19 protein-coding genes and 1 pseudogene are annotated in these 22,665 nt (G+C 61.9%); 9 read left to right on the top strand and 11 right to left on the bottom strand.

Features of this window, described 5'->3' with window-relative positions; translation table 11 throughout:
- Positions 1–5 precede the first annotated feature (5 nt).
- Positions 6–1,178, bottom strand: a complete 1,173-nt coding sequence (locus NKI15_RS22130; protein WP_023750439.1) for a glycosyltransferase family protein — start codon at positions 1,176–1,178, stop codon at positions 6–8.
- Between the two features lie 177 nt (positions 1,179–1,355).
- Between NKI15_RS22130 and NKI15_RS22125 the strand changes: the two are divergent.
- Positions 1,356–2,522 (top strand): annotated as a pseudogene (locus NKI15_RS22125) (polysaccharide pyruvyl transferase family protein); the annotation flags it as partial.
- Between the two features lie 225 nt (positions 2,523–2,747).
- Here the strand turns inward: NKI15_RS22125 and NKI15_RS22120 are convergent.
- The 9 genes from NKI15_RS22120 to NKI15_RS22080 form a co-directional block, all read right to left on the bottom strand.
- Positions 2,748–4,211 (bottom strand): lipopolysaccharide biosynthesis protein, encoded by a 1,464-nt coding sequence (locus NKI15_RS22120; protein ID WP_023684224.1) that lies wholly within the window; start codon positions 4,209–4,211, stop codon positions 2,748–2,750.
- Positions 4,208–5,377: a glycosyltransferase gene (locus NKI15_RS22115; RefSeq protein ID WP_023750437.1), complete on the bottom strand. Its 1,170-nt coding sequence runs from the start codon at positions 5,375–5,377 to the stop codon at positions 4,208–4,210. The genes NKI15_RS22120 and NKI15_RS22115 overlap by 4 nt, the downstream gene beginning before the upstream one ends.
- A 221-nt stretch (positions 5,378–5,598) precedes the next feature.
- Positions 5,599–6,840, bottom strand: coding sequence for a glycosyltransferase (locus NKI15_RS22110; protein ID WP_023746624.1), 1,242 nt, complete (start codon positions 6,838–6,840; stop codon positions 5,599–5,601).
- Positions 6,841–7,063: 223 nt separating this feature from the next.
- Complete coding sequence (locus NKI15_RS22105; RefSeq protein ID WP_023746623.1) at positions 7,064–8,143, bottom strand: glycosyltransferase; 1,080 nt, start codon at positions 8,141–8,143, stop codon at positions 7,064–7,066.
- A 31-nt stretch (positions 8,144–8,174) separates the two neighbouring features.
- Complete coding sequence (locus tag NKI15_RS22100) at positions 8,175–9,506, bottom strand: UDP-glucose dehydrogenase family protein (protein ID WP_023668805.1); 1,332 nt, start codon at positions 9,504–9,506, stop codon at positions 8,175–8,177.
- Positions 9,507–9,561: 55 nt separating this feature from the next.
- The gene (gene exoK, locus NKI15_RS22095; protein WP_023746622.1) at positions 9,562–10,461 is read right to left on the bottom strand and encodes an endo-1,3-1,4-beta-glycanase ExoK; all 900 of its coding nucleotides are present in this window, start codon (positions 10,459–10,461) and stop codon (positions 9,562–9,564) included.
- Between the two features lie 121 nt (positions 10,462–10,582).
- Positions 10,583–10,891 carry a hypothetical protein gene (locus tag NKI15_RS22090; RefSeq protein WP_502895711.1) on the bottom strand — a complete coding sequence of 103 codons (309 nt, stop codon included), beginning with the start codon at positions 10,889–10,891 and terminating at the stop codon, positions 10,583–10,585.
- A 214-nt stretch (positions 10,892–11,105) separates the two neighbouring features.
- Positions 11,106–12,128: a glycosyltransferase family 2 protein gene (locus tag NKI15_RS22085; protein WP_352514584.1), complete on the bottom strand. Its 1,023-nt coding sequence runs from the start codon at positions 12,126–12,128 to the stop codon at positions 11,106–11,108.
- Between the two features lie 143 nt (positions 12,129–12,271).
- Positions 12,272–13,396: a nucleotidyltransferase family protein gene (locus tag NKI15_RS22080; RefSeq protein ID WP_023711260.1), complete on the bottom strand. Its 1,125-nt coding sequence runs from the start codon at positions 13,394–13,396 to the stop codon at positions 12,272–12,274.
- 483 nt (positions 13,397–13,879) lie between these two features.
- Between NKI15_RS22080 and NKI15_RS22075 the strand changes: the two genes are divergently transcribed.
- The 6 genes from NKI15_RS22075 (at position 13,880) to NKI15_RS22050 (ending at position 19,598) form a co-directional block, all read left to right on the top strand.
- A complete protein-coding gene (locus tag NKI15_RS22075) occupies positions 13,880–14,032 on the top strand; it encodes a lasso RiPP family leader peptide-containing protein (RefSeq protein ID WP_023684233.1) in 153 nt (50 codons plus the stop codon).
- A gap of 161 nt (positions 14,033–14,193) precedes the next feature.
- A complete protein-coding gene (locus tag NKI15_RS22070; protein ID WP_245259933.1) occupies positions 14,194–14,463 on the top strand; it encodes a PqqD family protein in 270 nt (89 codons plus the stop codon).
- A gap of 25 nt (positions 14,464–14,488) precedes the next feature.
- Positions 14,489–14,863: a lasso peptide biosynthesis B2 protein gene (locus tag NKI15_RS22065; protein WP_245261015.1), complete on the top strand. Its 375-nt coding sequence runs from the start codon at positions 14,489–14,491 to the stop codon at positions 14,861–14,863.
- Positions 14,864–14,866: 3 nt separating this feature from the next.
- Positions 14,867–16,786 (top strand): lasso peptide isopeptide bond-forming cyclase, encoded by a 1,920-nt coding sequence (locus NKI15_RS22060; protein ID WP_352886935.1) that lies wholly within the window; start codon positions 14,867–14,869, stop codon positions 16,784–16,786.
- Positions 16,783–17,757 (top strand): phosphoenolpyruvate carboxykinase (ATP), encoded by a 975-nt coding sequence (locus tag NKI15_RS22055; RefSeq protein ID WP_352514586.1) that lies wholly within the window; start codon positions 16,783–16,785, stop codon positions 17,755–17,757. Before NKI15_RS22060 ends, NKI15_RS22055 begins: the two co-directional genes overlap by 4 nt.
- Before the next feature lie 5 nt (positions 17,758–17,762).
- The gene (locus NKI15_RS22050; protein ID WP_023732551.1) at positions 17,763–19,598 is read left to right on the top strand and encodes an ABC transporter ATP-binding protein; all 1,836 of its coding nucleotides are present in this window, start codon (positions 17,763–17,765) and stop codon (positions 19,596–19,598) included.
- Positions 19,599–19,645: 47 nt separating this feature from the next.
- Here NKI15_RS22050 and NKI15_RS22045 read toward each other — a convergent pair whose 3' ends face one another.
- Complete coding sequence (locus NKI15_RS22045) at positions 19,646–19,918, bottom strand: exopolysaccharide production repressor protein (RefSeq protein WP_023711266.1); 273 nt, start codon at positions 19,916–19,918, stop codon at positions 19,646–19,648.
- Between the two features lie 607 nt (positions 19,919–20,525).
- Here NKI15_RS22045 and NKI15_RS22040 point away from each other — a divergent pair.
- Both NKI15_RS22040 and NKI15_RS22035 read left to right on the top strand, forming a co-directional pair.
- On the top strand, positions 20,526–21,203 hold the full coding sequence (locus NKI15_RS22040; protein WP_023668816.1) for a sugar transferase: 678 nt from the start codon (positions 20,526–20,528) through the stop codon (positions 21,201–21,203).
- A gap of 217 nt (positions 21,204–21,420) precedes the next feature.
- On the top strand, positions 21,421–22,644 hold the full coding sequence (locus NKI15_RS22035) for a polysaccharide biosynthesis/export family protein (protein ID WP_032891595.1): 1,224 nt from the start codon (positions 21,421–21,423) through the stop codon (positions 22,642–22,644).
- The last annotated feature ends 21 nt before the right edge of the window (positions 22,645–22,665 follow it).

Below are 22,665 nucleotides of genomic sequence, written 5' to 3'. Positions count from 1 at the left end.
CATCGCTAAGCCAGCGCTTCGGTGACGAAGGGACCGGGGACCGCCGCCAGACCGCGCAGCCTGTCGACAAAGGCGCGGCAGTCGCTGCGGTCGTAGCTCCAGGTTCGTGGGTTGCGGGCCAGCACACGCGCCTTGGCCTTGCCGAAGTGCTCCTGGTCCATGCGGCCGAGCGCGGTTTCCAGGATTTCGGGCGTGGCATCGGAAAGCAGGACGCCAATGTCCTGCTGGTCGAGAAAGCGCCCGGTCTCGGTATTGCCCATCGAGATCGGTACGGCGCCGAAGCGGCAGCCCTCATAGAGGCGGTTGGGCAGCAGCCATTCCGAATTCTGCCCTTCCTCGAAGAAATCGATCGCCCAGGAAAAATGCACTTCGCCGTAGATCGCGGCCATGTCTTCCGGGTTGCGGTAGGGGCCACGAAAGGAGAGATAGGGTTCGGCCTCGACAAAAGCGTGGAAATCCGGGAATTCCGAGAGTGCCGGACGGCCCCGGAGGACGACCTCGAAGCGCCCGCCCTGACGGCGCGTGAAGTCGGCCAGCAGCTCCAGCGAGCGGCGGCAGCGCAGCGCGCCGAACCAGCCGATGCGCCACGGGGGTGCTGCAGGGTTTTCGGCCTTTGACCTGTCATCTAAGGCGATCGGCGCGGTTTCGAAGTATTTGTTTTCGACCAGTTCCACCGGTGCGGCGACCTGCCGGAACGGCTTGAAATAATTGGCGATGAAGGCCGGTGAGCTCGTCACCAGAAGCTTCACGTCGCGGGCGAGATAACGCTCCGCTGTGCGCAGCGCTTTGCCCAGCATGTCATTGCGCAGCACCAGGCGATGGATGTCGAGGCATTCGTAGACGATCGGCACGCCGCCGCGAAAGGCGGCCTTGGCGCGCCTGGCCAGCGCCAGCATTTCCAGATTGCGCGCGATGATGAGGTCGGGCTTCGGCATCGCCGCAAGCTTCGAGCCTATCGACAGCGCCGCCTTGGCGACCGCCGCCAGACGCTGGCCGAATCGGCCGTCACGCGTCGCGCCGAGGTCGACCGGCTGCAGCCCCTCGACGTCGGGAACAGCATTTGTGGTCCGACGGAAGCCGGCCAACGTGACCCGCGCGCCGCCTGCCTTGAGCATTATGATCCGCCGGCGCACCGCCGGGTCGGAAACATCGTGCACAAGGTACAAGACATGCAGCATGAAAACTCGACCGCTGTTGGCCCACCCACGGGAATGCTAACCCAGCTTTTGCTGCATCGCAACATTTTTGGTGCGCCGTAGCATAAGTGCACGTTTTTTGTTGCACTGCAAAATTGATGCGTTACCCTCCGTCGGGCTTGAGCGCCGCTCTGACTGGTCACCCAGCCCGATGCAGCGATGAATTGTGACGCGAGCCGCATCGGGATCGTCCTGGCGTTGGTGTTTTCGGTCACCATGCCCGTCCTAGGCACCGCAGGCCCCGCCGCGGAATCTGCTGACGAAATGAGGTATCCCATGAAGATCGTCGTTGAAAACACAGTCTGCCTGAATACCGGGGATGCGGCGATTCTGCTGGCGATCCGCCACATTCTCAAGACGATCGTGCAAGGCGACGTGCGGTTTGCCGTCTTCGACAGCCAGCCCGAGGTTGCGGAACGACTCTATCCGAAGACGGATTATCCCGACCTCGAATTTCATAAGCTGCTGTCGGAATCCCTGTTCCGATACAAGAATGGCAGCGGGCTGAGGGACCGGTTCAAGCCGATCTACAATCGGCTCGTTCTCCAGGCCCTGCGCTGGTTTGGCAGCAGCGCGCTAGGCAATTTTTTCAGCCATCGCGACCGGCGCGGTCTCGATATCTACGCCGACGCGGACATGGTGGTCACCACAGGGGGAACCTATCTCGTCGAGAACTACAATCTCGAACGACGCCTCAATCAGTTCAGGCTCGATGCCGTATTTGGCAAAGATCCGGTCTTCTTCACGCAATCCCTCGGTCCGTTCGACAAAAGTTACAACCGCCAGGAGCTCGGCCCGATCTTTGACCGCAGTCCGCTCATCCTGTTGCGCGACGAACGGTCGCGGACCCATATCCGGGACTTGGTGAAGGATCTCGGCAAGTGCCACGTGGTGGCCGATGCCGTATTCGCCTTGGCCGATACCGACAGGATCGGCAAGCGTCTCGCTTCCAGCCAGCCGCCGGCGTCGACGGGCCGCGTCGCTATTTCGGTCCGCCACTGGAACTACGTCAGCGACGGTGAGGGCGGCATGCGCCGCTATCTGGATTCGATCCGCGAGATCGCCACAATTCTTGTCAGGGACCTTGGCAAGGAGGTGACCTTCGTCTCCACGTGTCAGGGCGTGCCGGAATATGCCCATGACGATTCCAAGACCGCACAGGCCATCGTTGCCGAGCTCGATCCTGAGATCGCCAGCCACGTGACAGTGGACGCTTCGTTCCACACGCCGGACCAGTTGATGGGGCAGGTGAAGGGCTTCGACTTCGTCGTCGCGACGCGCATGCATATGATGATCATGTCGCTTTGCGTCGGCACGCCGGTGCTGCCGATCGCCTACGAGTTCAAAACCAAGGAAGTGGCCAAGCGAATCGGTGTCGACGATGTGCTGCTCGACATCGACACCGTGACGCCCGAAGAGGCGCGCGAAAAGCTCGGCCGGTTTGCGGGAAATCTCGACCGCTATCGCAAGACAAGCCTTCAGGCCGTGCTCGAAGAACATGCTTCGGCAATGTCGGCCACAAACCTGCTGGCGCCGCTGATCGCCGGCCGCTCAGCGGATATTGCGCGCGGCGTTGGACAGGGTGGTGAACAAGGCGCGTCGCGACTGCGGGACGGCAAGCATGAAAACGAGACCGATGCCGTAGTTGAGGGCAAGCGCCAAAAAGACCGCGAGCAGGTCTGACTGGCCCGTTAGAGACGCCGGCAACCACAGGTACAGGAACCAGGCAAGCAGGGACGAGGCGATGAAAAGCCCCTGCATGAGCAGGAAGTCGGCGGCGGTCACCGGACCGACGCGATGGACCAGTAGCGCCAGCACGGGAACGCGCAGCACGTAACCGCTGATGGCATAGGCCGCGGCAACGCCGACGGCGCCCCAGTGCAGGCCGACGACGAACGCAGCGACGGTCGTCAGCGACGAATAGATGCCCCAATGGAACATGGTCTTCGTTTTGCCCTGACAGATGAATATCCATCCCGTCGTGCTTGAAACGGACTGGACCAGGCTGGCGATGCCCAGCCAGGCAAAGATCGGTGCGACCGGTGCCCAGCCCGCGCCGAAGAGAAGTCCGACGATCTGATTGGAGGTCAGCGTCAGCGCCGCGATGCCCGGCATGGTAACGGCCGCCAGCATCCAGTTGGTGCGCACATAGATATCGCGAAAGCGGGCCTTGTCATCGTGGATGCGGCTGAGCAGCGGCACCATGACCCGTGTCAGCGGCTGGTTGATGTTCTGCAGCGGGAACAACAGGAGCTTGTAGGCGCGGTCGTAATAGCCGAGTTCGATCGCCCCGGAATATTTTCCGATGAGAATGTTGTCGAGATTGCGCGAGAAGAAGTTGGCGAGGTTGAAGCCGGTCAGGTTGGCGCCGAACGACAATATGTCGGCATCGACCTTCAGGTCCGGCCGCAAAGGCGTCCAACGCGCCACCAGCCAGGCGGCAGCCAGGGCGATAGCTGCCGAAACCGCCGGGCCGATGACCAGCGACCAGTAGCCCAACCCCGCATAGGCCGCGATCGCGGCGGCCAGAAGTCCGGCGGCGGCGCTTATCACGTCGTTCAGTGCGAGCTGGCCGAACTGCAGGTGCCGGTTCATCAACGCCAGCGGCACTGCGGCCAGACTGCCGAGAAGCAGCGGCAGGGCGGAGCCAAGGGTGATGCCGGACATACGTTGATCGCCATAGAACGCGGCGATGGCAGGCGCCAGGCCGGCCACTACCACGGCACTGCCCAGCCCGACGAGCGCGCTGATCCAGAACACCTGGTTGAGCTGCTGGTTGCTGATGTCCTTGCGCTGAACCACAGCCTGCTGCAGGCCCAGATTCTGAAGCAGCCCGACGAAGGCGACGATCGGCCCGACGGAAGCCACCAGACCGAAATCCTCGGGGACCAGCAGACGGGCCAGCACGATGACGGAGAGAAACTGGATCGCCATCTTGAAGCCCTGGGCGCCGATGGTTACCAGCCCGCCGCGCAGGGCGACACGACCGAACTGGGGGGGCGGATTGGCGTTCATGCAAGCGACCTCGTTTCGCCAAGCCGCATGGCGATTTCCACGAAATGTTGGTTCAGCAGATCGGAGTTGAACTCCGCCTCGATCTTCTTGCGCGCCGCGAGAGCGATCCCTTCACACGGCTTCGGATTCTCGGCGATCCAGGCAAGCTTGCCGGTCAGCGCCGCAACGTCCCGCTCAGCCACGAGAAAACCCGTCTTGTGATCATCGATCAGTTCAGGGATCCCGGAATGATATGTGCTGACCACCGTCAGGCCGGCGGCCATCGCTTCCATCAGCGAAACCGGAATGCCTTCCAGATCGCCATCGCGGGCGCCGACGCTGGGCAGCAGGAACACATGCGCATCGCGCAGACGCTGTTTGACTTCGCTGTGCGGCCGGGGCCCAAGAAAATTCACCCTGCCGGCAATGCCGAGCTCTGCGGCGATCCCCTTCAGCTGCTCGAGAAGTTCTCCGCCGCCGATCACCGAGTAGATCCAGTCTCGCCGCGGCAGGCCAGCAAGCGCGCGAAGCGCATATTCGATGCCCTTCTTTTCAGTCAGGCGGCAGACCGAGATGAAAGAGAGCGTAGCCTGCTCCCATGAACGCCACCGATAGTCGATGTCACTCGGCCGCACCCCCATATGGTGAACCACAACCTGCTCCGGCGATGCACCGACCTCAATCAAGGCATCGCGGAAAAACGCATTCACCGGCAGTTGAAGAACGCCCTTTTCGAACACAATTTTGTAGCGCGCGAGCGTATTGTCATGCAGCGGTTCGCCGACATCACGGCCGTGAAATATCGTCACCAGGGGAGCGGAAATCCTCCCGCGCTTGATGGCGCGGGCCACGCGCATGCCGTTGTTGCCGAAATGGGCAACGATGACGTCGGCGCCCTGCAGTTTTCGCGCATGAGCAATGTCGATGGCGGTCGAGAGCTTGTCCCAGAACCTGCCGGACCACTTCCTGAGCAGCGGGCGATAGCGACCCAGGCCACCCCACCAGCATACGACCTTTCCTGGCAGCGCCTGCCAGCGCGGATCATCGATGTTGCTGTCCCTGCCGAAGGACGTCTCGTTGCAGACGACGCCGACTTCCATGCCGCGCTCAAGGCATCCGGCTATCTGGTCGAGAACAAAGGTTTCGGACAATGAGGGGAACTTGTCGACTACGAAGCAAATCTTCATCGGCAGGATGCGCTCGTGCGGAGAGCCGGTGTGCCCTTGACAAAAGCCGGGCCGAAAACAGGGTGCCGGAGGCACAAGACATGCAGCATGGAACTCTACCGCTGTTGGCCCACCCGCAGGGACGTTAGTATAGGTCTTGCTGCACTGCAACATTTTTGGTGCAGTGTAGCAAGATTTCCCTCGGCTTGGCGTGTCTGCCGATCAAACGCAGAGCAGCAGTGTCAGCCGGCAGATGAAGGATCCGCCAAGCCCTCGGAAACCCCGACATGACCGGCAGGTTCATGCGCAGGGCTCGATGTGGCCAGTTGGGTAACGATCTGCGCAAAACGTTCATTCAGAACATCTGCGTTGAAGTCGTCCTCGACCTTGCGGCGTGCGGCAAGCGCGATACGCTCGCATTCGGTCGGGTGCTCCCCGGCCCAGGCAAGCTTGCCGGCAAGCGCTGAAATATCTCGCTCGGGCGCAAGCAACCCCGTCTCCCCATCCTTGATGAGCTCCGGGATTCCCGAATGATACGTGCTGACCGCAATCAATCCGGCGGCCATGGCCTCCATGAGCGCGACCGGAATGCCTTCCATATCCCCGTCGCTGGCAGTGATACTTGGCAGCAAAAAGAGATGCGCCATGCGAAGCCGTCTTTTCACCTCTGCGTGAGGGAGGCTGCCGAGGAATGTTACGCGACCAGCCAAGCCCAGCTCTACGGCCAGCTTCTCCAGATTCATCCGCAGAGGACCGTCGCCAACAATGTCGTAACGCCAGTCTAGCTGCGGCTGGGAGGCCTTGAGGGAGGCCAGGGCTCGCAAGGCGAACTCGACGCCTTTCTTTTCGACCAGGCGGCAAACCGTCGTCACGACCAGTTGGGTGCCTTCCCACGATTCCCAGCGATAGCCGATTTCGCGGGTGTCAATTCCCATATGGTGGACCGTCGTGCTCGCCTGGGACAGGCCGGCTTCCAGCAGCATCGTGCGGAAGTAATCGTTGACGGGCAGGTTCAGGGTCCCATGCTTGGTCAGCCCGGCATATTGTGTCGCGAGCACTGCCTGCCGCGCCGGGATCGCCACGTCCGCGCCGTGAAAGATGGTTATGATCGGTGGTTTGAGCACCTTCCATTTCTTCAGTGCGGCTGCTCTCTCGCCGTTCTGTCCGAAGTGGGCGACAATCACGTCGCAGCGGTTCAGGCGGCGTGCAAAGGCGATGTCGAGAACGGTCGACGCCTTGTATCGCAGACGCGGCGGCAGACGCTGTACAAATTTGCTGATTACAGCGGCCCATCGCCACCAATGTCGGGTTCTGGCGAGCAGCGTCGCCATCGGCTCGCTTTGCCGGTCAATTCGGTGGTCACCTTGCATCTTTTCGCAGACCACTTCGACCTGAAAGCCCCGCGCCAGCAGCCCAGCCATCTGGTCCACGACGAAGGTTTCCGAAAGCAGAGGGAATTCGCCGACGATAAAGCCCACGCGCATGACCCGCCCATAAAGTTGGGGCTTGCTCGGACCAAGCGGTCCATATCGCACAAGCCCTAATGTAGACAGGCAGAATACACGTTGATTGCTGCAGTGCCACAAAATATTGCACTGCAGCAATTAAAAGTGATCCGGACGGGCGCACGACGCCTGGACCTGGCTAACGGGAACTTTGCGCGACCACGGTCGTGCAGCGTCTCAGCTGAACTGCAACACGACGCGTTTAGGCTGCGCGCTCCAAACCGACACGTCTTGCGCGGTCGAGAACGCCCATGAACGTTGCGAACTGGCTGTCGGGGTTCATTTGCCGCCGCTCCGAAAACTGACGTGCTGTCGCTGACAGCCGCTTGTACTCGGCCTCATCGCTCCACAGCCGCCTGACCGTTGCGACCCAGTCGGCGAGCGGGGCGTCGTAGTCCAGTACCACGCCGCCGGCGCCGATCGCTTCCGGCAGACCGCCGCGCCGCGAGCCGACCACGGGAATGCCACTACAATGCGCTTCCGAGGCCACCCGGCCCCAGGCTTCTTCCCATTTGCTGGGCGCAAGCAGGATTTTCGTGCGGCCGTAGACCGTCTTCATGTCGCTGGTGCGGCTTTCCAGCTTGACGTTCTGGAGGGGAGAGATTGTTGCTTCGATCCGGGCTCGATGATCGTCGTCGAGCTTCCAGCTTTCGACGAACAGGAACGGGATCTCGGGACAGCCGGCGGCAATGCGCACCGCAAGATCGAAGCCTTTTTCCTCATATGGATTGATGAGCGTGACAAATTCACCGGTCGTCGGTGTGCTGTAGAACGCGGGATTGATGGTCGGCGGAATAACCGTCGAATCGATATCGAATTTTGCCTTGTAGGCGCGCGCGGTGAACTCGGAGTTGGCGATATAGACCGCCGAATGGAGCTCACGCAGATCGCCGGCCAATTCGTCGAATTCGACATTCCTCAGATAGACAGTCAGCGGCACGCCAAGCCTCTGCAACTCTCTGCCGATCGGCACCGAATTGTGGCACTGCACGACCGCGACATCCGGCCTCAACTTTTTGACGGCGAAGTCGGCCGCTTCCCAGGGGAACCACGCCCGTACAACCGGATAGCCCGGGAAATTGTCGATGACCGCGCGCTGACGAAGGAGCTTCATCTTGGCGCGCGCCCGGAAGCCGAACATGCCGTCGCCGAACAGCGCTGCCAGAACGGATGCCTCGTGACCGTTTTCGCGCAATTGCTCGACCAAGTGGTGGGTGCTCGACTGGACGCCCCCGCTGAATTGCGGCGGGTAGCCGGTGCCGCCTGCAAACAGAACTTTCATGAACCTGGCTCCGCGTTGTGCCGCCCTGCCTTCACGCCGCCATCCTGCCGATCGAGAAATACTCGATGCCGTGACGGGCGATGACCTTGGGATCATAGAGGTTGCGGCCATCGAAGATGACCGGCGTGGTCAGGGCATCCTTCACCGCGTCGAAGGACGGGGCGCGGAAACTCTTCCACTCGGTGGCGATCAGCAACGCGTCGGCGCCGCGCAACGCCGCCTCCTTGGTGCCGCACAAAAGCAGATCGTCGCGCAGGCCGTAGATGGCCTGGCATTCCTGCATCGCCTCGGGATCGTAGGCCTGCACATTGGCGCCGGCCTGCCACAGCGCCTCCATCAGGACGCGCGCCGGCGCCTCGCGCATGTCGTCGGTGTTGGGCTTGAAGGCGAGGCCCCAGAGCGCGAAGGTCTTGCCCTTGAGACTGCCCTTGAAATAACGGTGCACCTTGTCGAACAGCACCGACTTCTGGGCATTGTTGCGCTCCTCCACGGCGCGCAGCAGCTTGGCGTCGAACTTGACACCTTCGGCGGTCTTGATCAGCGCGCGGACATCCTTGGGGAAGCACGAACCGCCATAGCCGAGGCCGGGGTAGATGAAGTGGTAGCCGATGCGCGGATCCGAGCCGATGCCCTTGCGTACCTCCTCGATGTCGGCGCCGAGCTGCTCGGCCAGATTGGCCATTTCGTTCATGAAGGAGATCTTGGTCGCCAGCATGCAGTTGGCGGCGTACTTCGTGAATTCGGCGCTGCGCACGTCCATCACGATCATCTTCTCGTGGTTGCGGTTGAACGGCGCGTAGAGCTCGCGCATCACCGCCTCGGTACCCTCGCTGTTGGTGCCGACAATGATGCGGTCAGGCTTCATGCAGTCGGCGACGGCGGAACCCTCCTTGAGGAACTCAGGATTGGAAGCGACGTCGAAAGCCAGGTCCTGGCGCCCGCGCGCCTTCAGCGTCGCGGCGATTTTGGCCTTCACCTTTTCGCAGGTGCCGACCGGCACGGTCGACTTGCCGACGACGATCTTGGGACCGTCCATCTCGCGGCCGATGGTCTCGGCCACCGCCAGCACATATTTGAGGTCGGCCGAACCATCTTCGCCGGGTGGCGTGCCGACCGCAATCATCTGGATCTCGCCATGCTTGACGCCGGCGGCGGCATCGGTGGTGAACTTGATGCGGCCGGCGGCGTGGTTCTCCTTGACCAGGGCCTCCAGTCCCGGTTCGAAAATCGGCACCAGGCCCTGGTTGAGCCGCTCGACCTTCTTTTCATCGACATCGACGCACACCACCTGGTGCCCGACCTCCGCCAGCACCGCGGCCTGCACGAGACCGACATAGCCAATTCCAAAGACCGTCAAATTCATTCGGGTTAATTCCTGTTCACGCCCTTTGGCCTTATATAGCCGGGCCGGTTCAGATCTACTTTATGCTGCTTACACTGCATGCCAGCGATTCCGGAAACTGGCACGGCTGGCCGAGCGCGGTGAAGGCGACGCGCTGCACCTGCATCGTCACCTGGCGGCCGGGGTCGGAAAAGGCGCCCATCCAGTTTTTCAGCGTGTCGCTGCCCCAGAGGCTGAAGAATATCTTCTGCGAGTGGGTCGGCAATTGCTCGGGATTGGTCACCTCCTGGACCAGCTTGCCGTTGACGTACCAGCGCAGCCGGTCCTTTTCCCAGATAAAGGCATAGTCGTTGAAGCCCTTGTCGGCGCCGCCTTCGACCTCGGCCAGCTTCTCGTTCTTGGGCTTGCCGGCGATGTAGCTGTTGACCTGCACCTTGGATGTATCCTTGGTCAGCACCTCGAAGTCGATCTCATACCAGGGCTGTTTGTCGGCAGGGCCGATATAGGTGAAGAAAGCGGCGTTGAGACCGGATCCGGTGTCGGTCTTCATCCGTGCTTCATAGGTCCCATAGCCGAAGCGCTGCTTGGTCTGGACCTCGGCGCAGGCGAACTCGCGGTCCTTCAGTTTGCGCTTTTCGAAGCCGAGCGTCAGCATGTTGTCGGAAAATTTTACCAGGCTTTTCGACCAGGTGCAGTTCTGGTGATTGCCGTTCGACCAACCGTCGGAGACATACCAGCGCGAACGATCGAAACTCTTGAATTCGTCGACGAAGGACGGTGCGCTTTGCATCTCCGGGGAGGCGTCCTGGGCGCTGGAGGGGTGGGCGGCGCCGAGCAGAGCTGCGGCTGCCGCCAACAGAAGCGCACCAACGGATAGAAGACGCGTTGGGTTTACAAGACGCATTGGCCGATTTGGCCGCGTCGAAGTCATGGCATCGATTGCCGCCATGGGCGTCGTCTTCGGATCTGCGTTCATATCAATTCACCTTTGTGCTGTTCCGCCCCAACCCAAAGTCACCGATTGGCCCACATTGCTAACGGGCCGATCCCGATCCTCCGTCCCCGAACTTTCTCTTCTGTGTCTCGTGTGACCGTGTTCAGCCGAAGCGACCTGCGGGTTTGACATATTCCCGGTGCGAATCAGAACTCTGGCCATCCTCGCCGACGATCGCGTCGAGTGAATGACGCAGTTCCTTCATCCGGCTCGTCTGGCGCACCAGCTCGGCGATGCGCTGTTCGCAGTTCAGGATGGACTTCGTCAGCTCGCCGACTTCCGACAGCTTGCTTGCCGACGCCGAGCCGTTCTCCATCGACTCGACCAGGAAGGCCGCGTTGGTGGACTTCGACCGGTAGCGGGCCTCCAACCCGGTCTTCTCGGCCGCAATCTCGGCCGTGATCTGATCCAACAGCTTTGCCAGACGGTCGAAACGCGCCAGATCGGTCTGCTTGTCGCGCGCTGGGTCCCTGGACCTGAAGCCGAAAATTGAAGCCATCCGGTTGGCCTTCCAAAATTGCTGCACCGCAACATACAGTGCCATCGTCGGGGCGTGTAGGCAACCTCCGAGTTTCAGAAAGGCAATTTTTTCAGCCTTGCGGCCGCCGTCCCGGACTTGGCGGAGCCTACTTTTGCGCCGCCGTGTTGGTAACGGCCATGAGGAAGCGCAAGGGCGGCACCGGCTGCTGCCGCGGGGACAGACCGGCGTGGCGAAACAACGCATCGAGCTTGTCGGCGGCCACGCCGACAACGATAGGAACGAGGTTCGACTGGCTGGCCAGCGCATAGGCGGCGGCAGACGCCATGCCGCGCTCGGCCTTCACATCGAGGAAATTGCGCAGCCGGTATTTGTCACGCACATGCCGCTCGTGCTTGCGCAGCAGGGCCTTGGAGCCTTCCGGCAGGCTGTCGATCTCGAGCAGTGCCAGATCCGCATCGGCGAGGCGCTTCAGATCCTGTGTCTTGTGGTGCCCGCTCAACGAATCGGCGCGCACGATCGCGCCATAGCCGCAGGAACGGATGACCTTGAAGCGTGCGCCAAGGGCAAAGGCGCGAGCGTAGAGTTCGTAATCTTCGCCGAGACGCAGGTTCTCGTCGTAACGCAGCCCATGCCTGTCGAGGAAAGCTCTTGATATCACCGGCTTGAGAAAGCCGAGTTCGCCGCGCTGGACACGCCGTCTGGAGATGTTGCCCTCGATGAATCGCTCGAAGTCGAGGAATTCCGGGTCCGCCGAAAAGGACGGGGCGACGATCTTCGAGACATCGGTCGCCGTATCGTCACGGATCAGCATGATGTTGTCGGCGGCGAAATCCCAGTCGGCGCTGGCAAACAGCTGGCGAAACCGTCCCTGAAGGAAGAAATCGTCGGCGTCGAGAATGCTGATGAAAGGCGATTTCGACCCGGCAATGGCGGCATTGCGAGCGAAGGACGGGCCGCGATTGACGTCGAGCCGGATGACCGAAAGCCGACCGCTGCCATCGTCGGCAGCGCTGGCCACTTTTGCGGTGTCGTCGGTGGAGGCGTCGTCGACGACAACGACTTCCGCCACCTCCGGCTCGCGCAGCGCCGAGGCGATGGCTGCGGGAATGGTCCGGGCCGCGTTGCGCGCCGCGATGATCACGCAGACCCGGGATTCTGTCATGGACATAGGGTGGCCTTTCGATTGCATAAAGTGTCGCATTGGTCCCTCGCCCTCCCGGCGCGCGGCGCCGGACCCAGATCCATCCCCCGATCCATCCCCAGCGGATCGGGACGGAACGTTATCTGCCTGCTGCATGACGACCCTCATCGTCACCGGCTTTCCCGCTCGAAAATCCGCCGGCTGAGGTCGGCTGACGCGGCCCAGCCGGCCTCGGTCAGGTAGCGGACAGGTTCGCGGCCGCACAATTCCCACAAAACGGTGCGCCGTTGCGGCCATCTGAGCGACGACAGCCACGGCGCGATGACCATGTGGAACAGGTCTTCATTGCCGATGCGTGACAGGATCCTGGTGGCCCGATCCGACAGCAGCGTGCCGGCGCCACCAAGCAGCACATCGGCGGCGCGCAGGCCCAGCAGCAGGGTGTCAGCCAGCCCCTGCTCGGCCGCGTAGTCGAGCACAGTCTGCTGCTCGGCCTCGCTCAGCCGACCGGCAGCGGCCCGGATATCGCAGACATAGCCCGCGCATGGCTCGCGGTTGAACAGCGCCTTTGCGACACTGATGCAGGACAGAAGCAAAGTGTCGGAGGCCGAGATGAACGGCACGCTGGAGCCGGCGATCGCAAGCGCGCGCTTGCGGCGCAGGAACCCTTCCGTATCGCGCGGGCTGGGCGATCCCGGCTGCTGGAGCCGGTAATGGAGATCGACGGTGGACAATTTCCGACCTTGGCTGCGAACCATGTGCTGCTCGCCCAGAAAGCGCACCCACCAGACGGAGCGGGACTTGCCGGCGACCTCGTAGCCGATCGAGCGCAGCGCATCGCGAGCTCTAAAGAAGCCGGCCGGCGACACCAATATGTCGACATCTCCGGACGGCTTCATGAAATGGTCGCCATAGAGCAGTTGCTGCTGGAGGGGGCCCTTCAGGAAGACGAAATCGATGCCGCTGCCGCGCAGCGCCTTGTCGATGGCCATCGAATCCATGATGCCGGACGAGTTCATCGCAATCGTGCGCCGGCGATAAGTGTCGAGCCACTCGAGCAATCCCGGCGGCGTCTCGCCCGCCGGTGGGCGCGACAGCGCCTTCAGCATGAAGGTGGCGACCTTGTTCAGCCTGGCGATATCGCAAACATCGGCAACGGAGATGGCCGGTGCAGGCGCGGCGCTGGGGCTCGCCCTGGAGGCGAAGAACAGCCGCAGGCAAGCCTGCACATAGGCCACTTCGTCGGCGCAGCCAGCGGCGCGCAACCTTTCGAAGGTCCCTTCCTGCAAGGCCATCTGCTGCAGCATCTCCGCAAAAATTCGCCAGGCGCGTTATATTGCAAGTGCGAAGCAAAGCATCGCCAAATTCATGCGCCGCGTCCAGTTTTTCCTTTGGCGCCAATTTTCCTGCAACCTGAACGTTTCGCAACACAGTCCTACAACGAGATGCAAGGCGCCGCCTGATCGGGGCTTGTGGCGGGTACGTCAGCAACAATTTTGTGGGAATGCGCCAGCGCCCAAGTGAGGAGCATTCGAAGGAAAATTTAACGTAACTAAATCAGATACTTAGTTCATGGCCTCGGACACTCTGCTGAATTCTCCTGGATGTGAAAATGCAAAGCGCTTTGATCACCATTGAAGGGAGTCGCAACCGAGAATTGATTAACGGCTGGTAAATCAGGCTTGACTCATAAATGCTGCCATGCAGCTATTGCGGTGCAGCAATAGCTCGCTGCCGGCAATCGACAGGCCGCTTCCAGTCCACAAGTGGAGAGTAAATTGGAACAGAATGTTGAAAAGCATGAGTACGAAACCCCTAGCCTGACGGTCCACGGCTCGATCGAGACCATCACGCAAGGCGGTAGCGGTACTACGGCACTCGACGCCTCGTTTCCGGCACATACGCCGGTCGGCGAACTCACCTTCTCCTGAGTATTCTCTCGTTGGGGTGACAAAGTCCGGACTCTGCAAACAGAGCGCACTAAGGAGAGTCGGGGGTCAAACCCCGGCTCTCGCGTCTTTGTCCGGAATTGTCGAAGCGTTGGTTGTGAGCGAGGTTTAGGATGGACTGGAACCCCACGGACCATGATCGGATGAGCGCGAGCAAGGATGCCGTGGCCTGCGAATTCGGCAACGGCCTGGCGCTGCTCGATATGAGGTCCAACATCTATTACAGCCTGAACAGCGTCGGCGCCTATATCTGGGAGCTGATCCAGGAGCCGCGGCCGATTTCCGAAATCCGCAGCGCCGTGCTGGATCGCTACAATGTCGATCCGGAACGCTGCAAGGCCGATGTCGATGGATTGTTGAAGGGCTTGGCGGACGCCGGGCTTGCGAGGCTCCATGATGAGGAACTTGTCTAGAGCTTTCTCACTGAGCGGGCCGGAGATGCTCTTTCTCGCCCACTGCCTTGCGGTGGTCGTGGCGGTGCGGCTGGGGCTGACGCTGCTTTCCTACAACAAAGTGCGCCGCATGGTGACCCGGCTCGACGCGCGCGAACCTGCCGACATCGGCGATCTCAGGCGTGTCGCCTGGGGCGTGGCTGCGGCTGCCCGCCTGGTGCCTGGCGCAAGCTGTCTGACCCAAGCGCTTTCCGGCCAGTATTTGCTTGCTCGCCAGGGCAACGCCTCAAAAATCCGCATCGGCATCGAGCGCGACACCGGCACCGAGTTGAAGGCGCATGCCTGGCTGGTCAGCGGCGACCATATCGTGCTCGGCGGCTCGCTTGGCAGGTTTAACCATCTCGTCGACCACGGCCAGTGAGCGATGAGCGGCGTCGCCGGAATTCTGCTTAGGCAGGGAGGCAGGCAGGCCGCCGCGGCCGACATCCAGCGCATGCTTACCCGCATGCAACATCGCGCGCCTGACGGCAGTTCGTGGTGGATGGACGAGGGCGTCGTTCTTGGCCACGCCTGGCTCAACACCACCGATGAAGCCGGCCCCGGCCCGCTGACCATGGCCGGCGGCAAGCTCGCGATCACCGCGGACTGCCGGCTGGACAATCGCGACGAATTGCTGGCCAGGCTTGGCATCAGGGACAGTTCGGTTGCCGACGCCGTGCTGTTGATGCGCGCCTATCTGCGCTGGGGCGAAGCCTGCCCCGAGCATCTGCAAGGCGACTTCGCCTTTGCCATCTGGGATGGCGAGCGCCGGCAGCTGTTTTGCGTGCGCGACCATTTCGGCGTCAAACCGTTCTACTATCATTCGAGCGACCGGCGCTTCGTCTTTGCCTCGGAGATCGGGCCGATCCTCGATGCCGGCGGCGTCGACATGCGCATCAGCGAACACCAGATTTCGGGATTCCTGGCCGGGCTGCCCGACGATCCGCAGTCGACAGCCTATGCCGATATCTTCCGCCTGCCGGCGCGCCACAGTCTGACAGTGACCGGCAACCAGGTGGTGCTGCGCCGCTACTGGCAGATCGAACCCTCGCCAAGGCCGATGCGATCGGATACGGCCGAGGAATTCCGGCATCTGTTTTCGCAATCGGTCCGCAACCGTATGCGCGGCACGCCTGCGGTCGGCGCAATGCTGAGCGGAGGGCTCGATTCCTCGTCGATCGCCTGCGTGGCGGGCCTGCAGAATGCCGCGCAGCGAAAGCCGAGGCTGCCGACCTTCTCGCTGGTGTTCGAAAAGGGTTCGCCGATGGACGAGCGGCCTTTCATCGAGGCAGTGCTTGGACAGGAGAAGGTCGACGGCACTTTGATTTCCGTCGGCAACTATGCGCCCTTCGCCGAATTCGAACACATTCTGGAGGAGCAGGAAGAAACGTTTCTTGCGCCCGGCCTGTCGCTGACCCGCGACATCTACAGGACCGCCGGCGCCAAGGGCATGAGGGTGCTGCTGGACGGCCATGGCGGCGACGAGGTGGTTTCGCAGGGCCACGGCCATCTGCACGAACTCGCCGATGCCGGCAAATGGATGGAGCTGTGGCGCGAGCTGCGCAGCGCTTCCAACACTTATGGCGACGGCATGCTCGGCCTTTACTACAAGTTCCTGACCCTCTACGGGCCTGCCTGGCGCGTCGCGAAAATCAAGCGGTTCGCGAACCGCGCAATCAACAAGCTGCGGCGCCATCCCGCCGGGCGCTCAGCGACCAGCTGGCGCGGGCTGATCAATCCGGATCTGGCGATGCGCACGGACCTCGTCGAGCGCTTTCGCCGGGCCGGCTACATGTCGCCCGCGGTCAGCGCCAGCGAGACCTTGACCCATCGCTGGCTGCTGTCGAACGGCATGGTGCCGCACGCCTTCGAGGTTCTCGACAAGGCCGCCGCCAATTTCGGCGTCGAGCCGCGCTACCCCTTCTGGGACAAGCCGCTGGTCGAGTTCTGCCTGGCGCTGCCCGGCGCGGAAAAGCTGAACCGGGGCTTTGGCCGCTCGGTGCTGCGCCGCGCCATGGAAGGTATCCTGCCCCCGGTGGTGCAGTGGCGGCGCGACAAGATCGATTTCACCTCGAACCTGGTCAAAGGCATGCTCAGCAATCACCGTGATCTCCTCGACAAGGTGCTGGTAGCGGATGCGGCGCTGATCGCGCCCTATGTCAATTTGCCCGAAGTGACCGCCGCCTACGGCCGCATCGCGCGGCAACCGGACGAAGCCACCCTGCCCGATGTCCAGTATGTCTGGCGTTCGATCGCGTTGTCGCTGTGGCTAAGGCAGGTGCAACAGCGCGGGAGCCATGCATGACACCGGCCAACATGCCACTCACCGATTCGATCCGCGATGCCGGCCATCCCAAGGCTCGCGCGCAACACTTCTACAGGGCTTATGGCCTGACGATCAGCTCGCAGGTCGAATTGCCCGAGCTGGAGCCGAGCGCGCCGGCGGCGGTCGATGTGGTGATTGCAGTCGGCCCGATCGACTTGCCAAAACCCTCGCCCGAGACCGGAACTGCTTTCCGCTTCGAGGCGCGTCAGCAATATCTGGCCTGGCGGACGGTCGGCGCCTTCCTGATCACCGATGCCTGCCGCATCGAGGTGGAGCCGGCGCCCGATGTCGACGACGCGCTGCTGGCGTTTCCGCTGCTCGGCCCGGTCATGGCGCTGCTTTTGCATCAGCGCGGCCTGCTCATCCTGCACGCCAGCGCCATTGCGGTCGGCGGCAAGAGCGCTGTCTTCATGGGCGACAAGGGCGCCGGCAAATCGACGACGGCGAGCGCGATGATTCGTGCCGGGCATCGATTGCTGACCGACGATGTCGTGGCGCTCGATCTCACGGACCGGCCGATGATCGTTCCGGGTTTTCCGCAGTTGAAGCTCGCCGCCGATGCCGCCGCCGCGTTTCCCATCCGCCAGGCAGAAATACGCCCGCAGGTGCATGCGGCGATCGACAAGATGCAGCATCGCCTGCACGCCGGATTTGCGGCAGACGCGGTGCCGGCGACCCGGATCTATATCCTCGAGCGCAGCGATAAGGCAGCGATCACGCCGCTGCCAGGCATCGGCGCCCTGCCGGCAATCATCAAATTTTCCTATGTGACGCGTTTCGGCCGTCCAGCCCTGGTCGGCGATTTTGCCACGACACATCTTCGCCAATGCGCCGCCCTGGCCAGCCAGGTCGGCGTCTGTCGCCTCGAAGTGCCCACCGGGCTCGACCGTATCGGCGAAGCCGTCGCCCTGATCGAAAACGATCTGGCGGCCGACAAAGGGCCGCGGTGACTGACATGTCCGCATCGCAGATCCTGCGCTTTTCGTTTTACCGCGATGTCGCCGGCTTCGGCGCCGCCATGGCCCGGATCGGCGGGCGCAGGACCTTCACGGCATTGCTGTTCCTGATCCTGGGAAGCCTGACCGAAGGCATCTCGATCCTGCTTCTGGTGCCGCTGCTGCATCTGGTCGGGCGACCCGAGCAGAATTTCGCGGTCAGGTTGCCTGACCGCGACTGGGTGCGCTGGCTGGCTCCGGACGGAACGCTGCAATTGACCACGGTGCTTTGCCTGCTGGTCGGGCTTGTCGCGCTGCAGGCAGCGTTCAACCGCTATAAATCCGTCTACATGGCGCGGCTGCTGCTCGACTTCATCAATCGCCTGCGCATGAACCTGTTCGAGAGCATCGGCAAGGCGCGGTGGGGGATATTCGCGCGCATGCGCAGCTCCGATCTCGACCATGCGCTGACCGGCGATATCGACCGCGTGCAGTCGGCGGCGTTCTCGCTGCTGATGCTGGTGCAGATCGCCGTGCTTTTGGCGGGTTATCTCGTTGTCTCGCTGTTCATTTCGCCAGTGATGACGGCGTTTGCCATTGTCGTCGGCATCGTCACCTTCCTGGCGCTGCAGCCGTTTCGGGCACGAGCCAGCGCCTTCGGCCGGGTTTTGACCAGCAATCGCCAGGAGCAGTACCGAACGGTCTCGGAGTTCCTCGGCGGCATCAAGGTGGCCAAGAGCCTGAATGTCGAGGCGACCTATTACGCACAGCTTCGCTCGACGCTGGGGAAGATGAAGGCCGACAACATCAACTACGTCCGCAACAGTACCATCGGCACCGCTCTGTTCCAGGTCGCCAGCGTCATTGGTCTGAGCTTGTTCATCTATGTCGCCCTGATCCGCTTCAACCTCTCACTGGCCGAGATCGTTGTGCTGCTTCTGGTGTTCATGCGCATTGCGCCGCGTTTCATGGACATGCAGATGCAGGCGCAGCAGGTGCTGATCAACCTGCCGGCCTATGCCTCGATGCGCGACATGCAGGCGCGTTTCGATGCCGAACGCGAGCCGGCAAACCTCGAATCGGATGCCAAGCTGTCGCTCGATGTCGGGCTCAACATCCGCAACGTCTCCTTTGCCTATGAGGCCGGCGGCAAGCCGGTGGTGAGCGATGTGACGTTTGGCCTTCCCGCCGGCAAGGTAACGGCGCTGATCGGTCCGTCAGGATCGGGCAAGAGCACGCTTGCCGACATGCTGCTTGGCCTGCTCGAACCGAGCGAGGGCAAGATCCTGGCCGATGGCGTCGAGATCGGCGCGGCCAATCGCCGGCGCTGGCGCGACCAGGTGGCGTATGTGCCGCAAGACGTGTTCCTGCTGCACGATACGATCGCCGCCAATCTGCGCCTTGCCGCGCCGCAAGCCAGTGACGCGGAGCTGTGGACTGCACTGCGCGCTGCGCATGGCGCCGACTTCGTCGAGCGGCTGGAGTTGCGGCTCGACACGGTGGTCGGCGACCGCGGCGTCCGGCTCTCGGGCGGCGAACGCCAGCGCATCGCGCTGGCGCGCGCGCTGCTGCGCAAACCTTCGCTGCTCATTCTCGACGAGGCGACCAGCGCGCTCGACTGGCAGAACCAGTCCCTGATCGCCAAATCGATCGACGGCTTGCGCGGATCGATGACGATCCTGACCATTGCGCACAGGCCATCGATGATCGCCTTCGCCGACTGGGTGGTTGCAGTCGAAAACGGGCGAATCGTCGAAGTCGGGCAATATCAGAGGTTGAAAGCGAAGGCCGGCAGCCGCCTGTCGAAAATGCTTTCAGGCGAGCAATCGGAACCCGAGCCGGCCGAAGCAGGCTGAGTCCGGCTGCAAGATGATCCGAGGCCGACCTTGCGGCTTCAGACTACTCAATGCACGCTGCGCCTCGCCGAGAGCTTCTCGCCTTCAACCGCCTTGTCGGCGCCGAGGCTTCTTTCGGCGTCGCGAGCCCTGTCGGCCGATGTCGGCGCGCTCCTGGCGATCATAACATACACCAGCAGGAAATAACCGACTTGGATGAGGACAGCGCAGCCGATGACGCGAAGCACCGTTGTGGTGACCGTCGCGCCGTCGACATAGGACCACGCGACCACGATCGCGAGGGCGAAAACCATTCCAATGACGAATTTTGGTAATGACATGTTCGGCGGCCCGTCAACCGGCCCGAGCATGCAAAAGCGATGACTTACCCACCCGAGTATCTCCCCATTCGCCATGCGAGCTTATTTAGCTGCTCTTTTTCGGCCGGTTGCTTCCGGCCTTCCCAACCCATCCAGACTCTATCAGGAATAATTTGCGACTCTATTAAGGCGCGAAACTGACGGCAAGGGCAACCTGCAATAATTTTCGGCTTGGCGGCGGCTTGGACTCCGCCATGCTGCGATGCACACGCAGGGGTGGTGACCTAACTCGTCATGCGCTTTATACTACAGTAGAATCTACAATGTTGATTAGTATTTTACTTGATTAATTTAGCAAAGCCAGTGATTCGAAAATCAGTTAAAGCCGTTCCCTCTGCGGCAAAGGACGATTTGCCCAAAACCCGCCGAAAAAAGGCATTACATTTCCTACGGTTGCTAATTATTCGTCACAAACCCGCCATAAAGGGCAAAATTTGGGCAAGGAGCGTTTATTATTTAGTCAATTCCTGACGTGACTATTTCAGCCATATGGGAAATTGTGTGTTGCGCTGCAGCATTTTTTTGGTATCGTGGCATAAACCATCCGTTCAACGTATGGAGCTTTTGCATGAGGGACGTTGCCAAGTCGGCCAATGCGGCATTTTCGCATGTCGGCGTAGATTTTCCGCCACCCATTGGCGGGCTGCTGAAGCGCAGTTTCGATATTTTCGGTTCACTTGTCGGCCTGGTGGCGCTTAGCCCGCTGTTCCTGATGGTGGCCCTTCTGGTCAAGCTTTCCGACGGCGGCTCGATCTTCTACGGCCACAAGCGCATCGGACGCGGTGGGCGGATTTTCCCCTGCCTCAAGTTCCGCACCATGGTCGAAGACGGCGAACGTGTGCTGGCCGCCTATCTCGCGGCCAACCCGGAAGCCAACGCCGAATGGATCGCGACCCGCAAGCTGAAGAACGATCCGCGCGTCACCCGCGTCGGCGCCGTTCTGCGCAAGCTCAGCCTCGACGAGCTGCCGCAGATCATCAACATCCTGCAGGGCGACATGAGCCTTGTCGGGCCTCGCCCGGTGGTGCGTGACGAGCTTGAGATCTACGGCAGCGCCGCGGTCTATTATTTGAAGTCGCGGCCGGGCCTGACCGGGCTCTGGCAGGTGAGCGGACGCAACGATGTCTCCTATGACAGTCGCGTCGCGTTCGACCGTCACTATGTCGAGAACTGGTCGCTGTTCGAAGACGTTCGCATCATCCTCAAGACCGTGCCTGCGGTGTGGATGTCGCGCGGTTCCTACTGACCGACCGCAACTGGTCAGCAATCGGCCGGTACGGCCCGAAGCCAATCCGGTCCAAAGCTATTCGGCGATGGGCCGGTCTCGCATTGCAGCCATAGTATTCTGCCAGGTTCCGAAGGAGGCACTCGGCAGCAGGCCTATCGGGCGGATGGGGCCAAAACGGATCGGAAACGTTCAGTTGAAAACAGACATATCAGCGTATTTTCGCCTTGCCGGCCCGATGCGGCCGGCACGGCTTGTCGCCACGTGCCTCGCTCTGTCGCTCGCGGTTCCAGCCATGGCCGACGAGTACCGGCTCGGCTCGCAGGACAAGCTCAACATCCGCGTCGCCGAGTGGCAGACGGTGGAAGGCACGTTCCGTGACTGGTCGGCGGTAAACGGCGAATATTCGGTCGGTCCCGCCGGCAATTTGTCGGTTCCGTTCGTCGGCGAACTGCCGGCCGCCGGCAAGACCACGTCGGAGGTTGCGGCCGCGATCAGCGTCGCCCTGCAGCGCAAGCTTGCCTTGTCGGACAAGCCGGAAGCCTCGGTGGAAATGGTGCAGTTCCGGCCGTTCTACATCTCGGGCGAGATCCAGACGCCTGGCCAGTTTCCCTATGTGCCGGAGCTGACCGTGCTCAAGGCGATCAGCATCGCCGGCGGCATCCGGCGCAACGCCGATTTGGGGACCCAGCTCGGCAAGGACCTGATCACCGCCAAGGGCAATTTCGACATTTATGACGACCAGCGCGTGCGGTTGATCGTCAAGCGTGCCCGCATCGATGCCGATCTCGCCGGCAAGGAGAGTTTCGAGGCGCCTAAGGAAGTCGAGGGCGACCCGCGCCTGGCGACAATCGTCTCCGACGAAATGCAGATCCTGATCTCCGACCAGAAAGCGTTGAAGCTGAAGCTGCAGGCGCTTGACGATCTGAAAGGGGTCCTGCAGTCCGAAATCGAGGCGCTGCAGAAAAAGATCGTCAACCAGCAAAAACAGGTCGACCTGGCGCAGCAGCAGGCGGACAGTATCGGTCCGCTGGCGCAAAAGGGCCTGGTCGCCAACGCACGCCTGCTTTCCTCGCAACAGTCGGTCACCGATCTGCAGGGCAAGATCCTGGACTATGAGACGGCGATCCTCACCGCCAAGCAGTCGGTCAGCAAGGCGACGCAGGATGCCATCGATGCCCAGAACACGTTGAACTCGAGACTTGCCGCCGACCGGCAGCAGGTCGAAGCAGACCTCAACGAAGCCGCACTCAGGGTCAACATGCAACAGGGCCTGATGGCCCAGGCATCGGACCCGGCCACGACCGCCGCCATCACAAACAACAATGAAGAGCCGGCGCTCATCTATTCGCTGGTGCGCGTGACCGACGGCAAGACCAGCGAGATCGACGCCAAGGAAGATACGCCGGTGCTGCCGGGCGACGTTATCAAGGTGAAGCTGGCGCCGACGGCCAGCCAGTAACCTGTTTGTTTGGAGCAATTC

The organism is Mesorhizobium sp. M0862 (genome assembly GCF_040319795.1).
Lineage (GTDB): Bacteria > Pseudomonadota > Alphaproteobacteria > Rhizobiales > Rhizobiaceae > Mesorhizobium.
The sequence above is the reverse complement of the archived record's forward strand: the minus strand, read 5'-3'. Positions and strand labels throughout refer to the sequence as shown.